4 protein-coding genes are annotated in these 4,333 nt (G+C 64.3%); all 4 read left to right on the top strand.

Annotation, left to right across the window (positions count from 1 at the left end; translation table 11 throughout):
* Positions 1–28 precede the first annotated feature (28 nt).
* Positions 29–439: a YbaN family protein gene (locus OC610_RS22090; RefSeq protein ID WP_264430766.1), complete on the top strand. Its 411-nt coding sequence runs from the start codon at positions 29–31 to the stop codon at positions 437–439.
* A 56-nt stretch (positions 440–495) separates the two neighbouring features.
* The gene (locus tag OC610_RS22085) at positions 496–1,842 is read left to right on the top strand and encodes a CoA transferase (protein WP_264430764.1); all 1,347 of its coding nucleotides are present in this window, start codon (positions 496–498) and stop codon (positions 1,840–1,842) included.
* Between the two features lie 269 nt (positions 1,843–2,111).
* Positions 2,112–3,539, top strand: coding sequence for an arginine-ornithine antiporter (gene arcD / locus OC610_RS22080; RefSeq protein WP_264430763.1), 1,428 nt, complete (start codon positions 2,112–2,114; stop codon positions 3,537–3,539).
* A 31-nt stretch (positions 3,540–3,570) separates the two neighbouring features.
* Positions 3,571–4,333, top strand: a 763-nt coding sequence (locus tag OC610_RS22075) for an arginine deiminase family protein (RefSeq protein WP_264430762.1), incomplete at its 3' end; no start/stop codon positions are given.

The raw sequence follows: 4,333 nt of genomic DNA, 5'->3' as shown, positions 1-4,333 counted from the left end.
AGGGAAAGTGGATATCGGATAGAAATACATGAGCCGCACACCCTCCAAACTCACCCAACTGCTCTTCGCCCTCCTCGCCTACGCCAGCCTGGCCATCGGCCTGGTGGCCCTCGTCGTGCCCGGCTTGCCGACCACTGAATTCATCCTGCTCGCCGCCTGGGCCGCGACCCGCAGTTCCCCGCGCCTGAGCGCCTGGTTGGAGGGCCATCGTTTGTTCGGACCGATGCTGCACAACTGGCGCAACGGCAAGGTCATCCCGCGCCGTGCCAAGATTGCGGCAACGGCCAGCATGCTGTGCTGCGCAGGGTTGATGCTGCTGGTGCTCGATCACCGCTGGCCGGTTTACCTCGCGCTCGCGGGCATGGGCCTGGGCAATCTCTGGATCTGGTCGCGCCCGGAACACCGTGGCGAGGGAGCTTGCTCCCGCTGGGGCGCGTAGCGACCCCCGATGTTCGTTTGATCTATGCTCGCTCTCTGGTTCAGGAGGGCTTCCAAATGTCAGACCTACTCACATCCATGCAGACCGCCATCGGTTTGCCCACGACACCGATCCCCTTCACAGGCGAAGGCGCCCTGCCCTCGGCCTTCGCGGTCACGGAACTGGCCAGCGCGAGCATCGGTGTGGCCGGTCAAGCGGTCGCCGCGCTCATCCACCAGCAAACCGGTCGCCTGCCGACGCTTGAAGTCGACCAGCGCCTGGCCTCGTTCTGGTTTTCCACCTCCTTGCGCCCCATCGGCTGGAGCGTACCGCCGATGTGGGACGCCGTGGCCGGCGACTATGCCACCGCCGACGGCTGGATCCGCCTGCACACCAACGCGCCGCATCATCGCCAGGCGGCGGAAACGGTCCTCGGGGCCTGCGCCGACCGCGCCGACATGGCCAGCAAAGTGATCCGTTGGAACAAGGCCGAACTGGAGCAAGCCGTGGTCGACGCCGGTGGTTGCGCCGCACAGATGCGCTCTTGGCAGGCGTGGCAAGCTCATCCCCAAGGCATGGCGGTCAATGCCGAGCCACTCGTCCATCTGGATGACATCCCGGACGGCCCGGCCAGACCCTGGCTCGGCTCCGTCGCCCAACCCCTGGCGGGCCTCAAGGTGCTGGACCTGACCCGCGTGCTGGCCGGCCCGATTGCCAGCCGTTTTCTTGCCGGCCTGGGCGCCGATGTACTGCGCATCGACCCGCCAACCTGGAACGAACCCGGCGTGGTGCCGGAAGTCACCCTCGGCAAACGTTGCGCCCGCCTCGACTTGCAGCAACCCGCCGACCGCGCAACGTTCGAGGCGTTGCTCAAAGAGGCCGACATCCTGCTACACGGCTACCGCGCCGACGCACTGGAACGCCAGGGCTATGGTGCCACGCAGCGCCAACGATTGGCCCCCGGCCTGATCGACGTCTGCCTCAACGCCTACGGCTGGAGCGGCCCCTGGCAACACCGCCGCGGCTTCGACAGCCTGGTGCAGATGAGTAGCGGCATCGCCGAGGCAGGCATGGCCTGGAAACACGCCGACAAGCCGACGCCGCTGCCGGTCCAGGCCCTGGACCATGGGACGGGTTACCTGATGGCGGCCAGCGCGATTGTGTTGGTCTCCCGCCGCTTGGCCACCAGCCATGGCGGCTCGGCACGCCTGTCGCTGGCGCGCACGGCGAAGCTGTTGATCGACGGCGGCGCTGGCACTCAGGTTGCGTTGCGCCCTGAAGACGAGGCTGACCAGGGGCTGCTGGTGGAACAGACGCCGTGGGGCCCGGCGCATCGTTTGCAGGTGCCGCTGAAGATCACCGGAACGCCGCTGCAATGGGCATTGCCGGCCGCCGAATTGGGGGCTCATCGGGCTCAGTGGTGACCGCCCGATCGCCATCGCGAGCAAGCTCGCTCCCACAGGGGATTTGGTTGACACGAAAACTGTGGGAGCGAGCTTGCTCGCGATGGCGATATATCAGATACGTCGATGCTGGCTGACACAGCGCCTTCGTCGGATCGCCGCCCGGAGCAGGCTCGCTCCCACAGGTTTTGCGTCCTACCCCCTTTGCGCCGGAACTGACCTGGATCAGCTGCCGCTTCTCCCAATCGACATAGGCTGTTGACTCTCTTCCCCCGCATGGGAGTCATGCAATGTCCGATACCCCTGGAAAACTACGACTGGGTGCGCTGGTCGCGCTGGTAGTGGGATCGATGATCGGCGGCGGGATCTTTTCCCTGCCACAGAACATGGCCGCCAGCGCCGACGTCGGTGCCGTGTTGATCGGCTGGGCCATTACCGCAGTGGGCATGCTGACCCTCGCCTTTGTTTTCCAGACGCTCGCCAACCGTAAACCCAACCTGGACGGCGGCGTGTATGCCTACGCCAAGGCCGGGTTCGGCGACTACATGGGCTTCTCATCGGCCTGGGGCTACTGGATCAGCGCCTGGCTGGGCAACGTTGGCTACTTCGTGTTGCTGTTCAGCACCCTGGGCTACTTCTTCCCGATCTTTGGCGAGGGCAACACCGTCGCGGCGGTGATCGGCGCCTCGGTGCTGCTCTGGGCCGTGCATTTCCTGGTCCTGCGTGGCATCAAGGAAGCCGCCTTCATCAACCTGGTGACCACCGTCGCCAAGATCGTGCCACTGTTGCTATTCGTGCTGATCGCGGTATTCGCCTTCAAGCTGGAGATTTTCACCGCTGACATCTGGGGCCTGCAGAACCCTGATTTGGGCAGCGTGATGGATCAGGTGCGACACATGATGCTGGTCACCGTGTGGGTGTTCATCGGCATCGAGGGCGCGAGTATTTTTTCCGCCCGCGCCGAGAAACGCAGCGACGTCGGCAAGGCCACCGTCATCGGTTTCATCACGGTGCTGTTGTTCCTGGTGCTGGTGAACGTGCTGTCCCTGGGGATCATGACCCAGCCGGAACTGGCCAAGCTGCAGAACCCATCCATGGCCGCCGTGCTGGAGCACGTGGTCGGTCACTGGGGCGCGGTGTTGATCAGCGTTGGCCTGATCATCTCGCTGCTCGGCGCCCTGCTGTCCTGGGTCCTGTTGTGCGCCGAGATCATGTTCGCCGCCGCCAAGGACCACACCATGCCCGCGTTCCTGCGGCGGGAGAACGCCAACCATGTGCCGGCCAACGCCCTGTGGCTGACCAACGCGATGGTCCAGCTGTTCCTGGTCATCACCCTGTTTTCCGCCAGCACCTACCTGTCGCTGATCTACCTCGCCACTTCGATGATCCTCGTGCCGTATCTGTGGTCGGCCGCCTACGCGGTGCTGTTGGCGGTACGCGGCGAGACCTATCAGAACGCCCTGGCCGAACGCCGCAAGGACCTGCTCATCGGCGCCATCGCCCTGATCTATGCGATGTGGCTGTTGTACGCCGGCGGAATCAAATACCTGCTGCTTTCCGCCCTGCTCTACGCCCCCGGCGCGATCCTGTTCGCCAAGGCCAAGCATGAACTGGGCAAGCCGGTTTTCACCTCGGTCGAGAAGCTGATTTTCGCCGCCGTGGTCGTCGGAGCCCTGGTGGCTGCGTACGGGCTCTACGCGGGTTTCCTGACCCTCTGACCGGTCAACTGTTTTATCTGGAGGATGTGTAATGACCACGGAAAAAGTGAAGTACGGCGTCCACTCCGAAGCCGGCAAATTGCGCAAAGTCATGGTCTGTTCACCCGGCCTGGCCCACCAGCGGCTGACGCCGAACAATTGCGACGAGCTGCTGTTCGACGATGTGCTGTGGGTCAACCAGGCCAAGCGCGACCACTTCGATTTCGTCACCAAGATGCGCGAACGCGGGATCGACGTCCTGGAGATGCACAACCTGCTGACCGACATTGTCGCCATTCCCGAGGCGCTGGATTGGATTCTGCATCGCAAGGTCACGGCCAACGCCGTGGGCCTGGGCCTGGCGCATGAAGTGAGCGCATGGCTGCGCAGCCTGGAGCCGCGCCATATCGCCGAATACCTGATCGGCGGCGTCTCGGCCGATGACCTGCCGGACAGCTTCGGCGGCAAGACCATCCAGATGTTCCGCGACTTCCTCGGGCACTCCAGTTTCATCCTGCCGCCGCTGCCCAACACCCAGTTCACTCGCGACACCACGTGCTGGATCTACGGCGGCGTGACGCTGAACCCGATGTACTGGCCGGCGCGACGCCAGGAAACCCTGCTGACCACCGCCATCTACAAATTCCACCCGGAGTTCACCCACGCCGATTTCCAGATCTGGTACGGCGACCCGGACCACGACCACGGCAATGCCACCCTCGAAGGCGGCGACGTGATGCCGATCGGTAACGGCGTGGTCTTGATCGGCATGGGCGAACGCTCATCCCGCCAGGCGATCGGCCAACTGGCGCTGA

Source organism: Pseudomonas agronomica, from assembly GCF_025917275.1.
In the GTDB taxonomy this organism is placed as follows: Bacteria; Pseudomonadota; Gammaproteobacteria; order Pseudomonadales; family Pseudomonadaceae; genus Aquipseudomonas; species Aquipseudomonas agronomica.
Note: the sequence above shows the minus strand (reverse complement) of the source record. Positions and strands in the feature narration are given on the sequence as shown.

Excerpts from the sequence above, each read along its gene's own strand:
- OC610_RS22085 (WP_264430764.1), top strand. The coding sequence starts at position 496 with ATGTCAGACCTACTCACATCCATGCAGACCGCCATCGGTTTGCCCACG.
- OC610_RS22090 (WP_264430766.1), top strand. The coding sequence starts at position 29 with ATGAGCCGCACACCCTCCAAACTCACCCAACTGCTCTTCGCCCTCCTC.
- arcD (WP_264430763.1), top strand. The coding sequence starts at position 2,112 with ATGTCCGATACCCCTGGAAAACTACGACTGGGTGCGCTGGTCGCGCTG.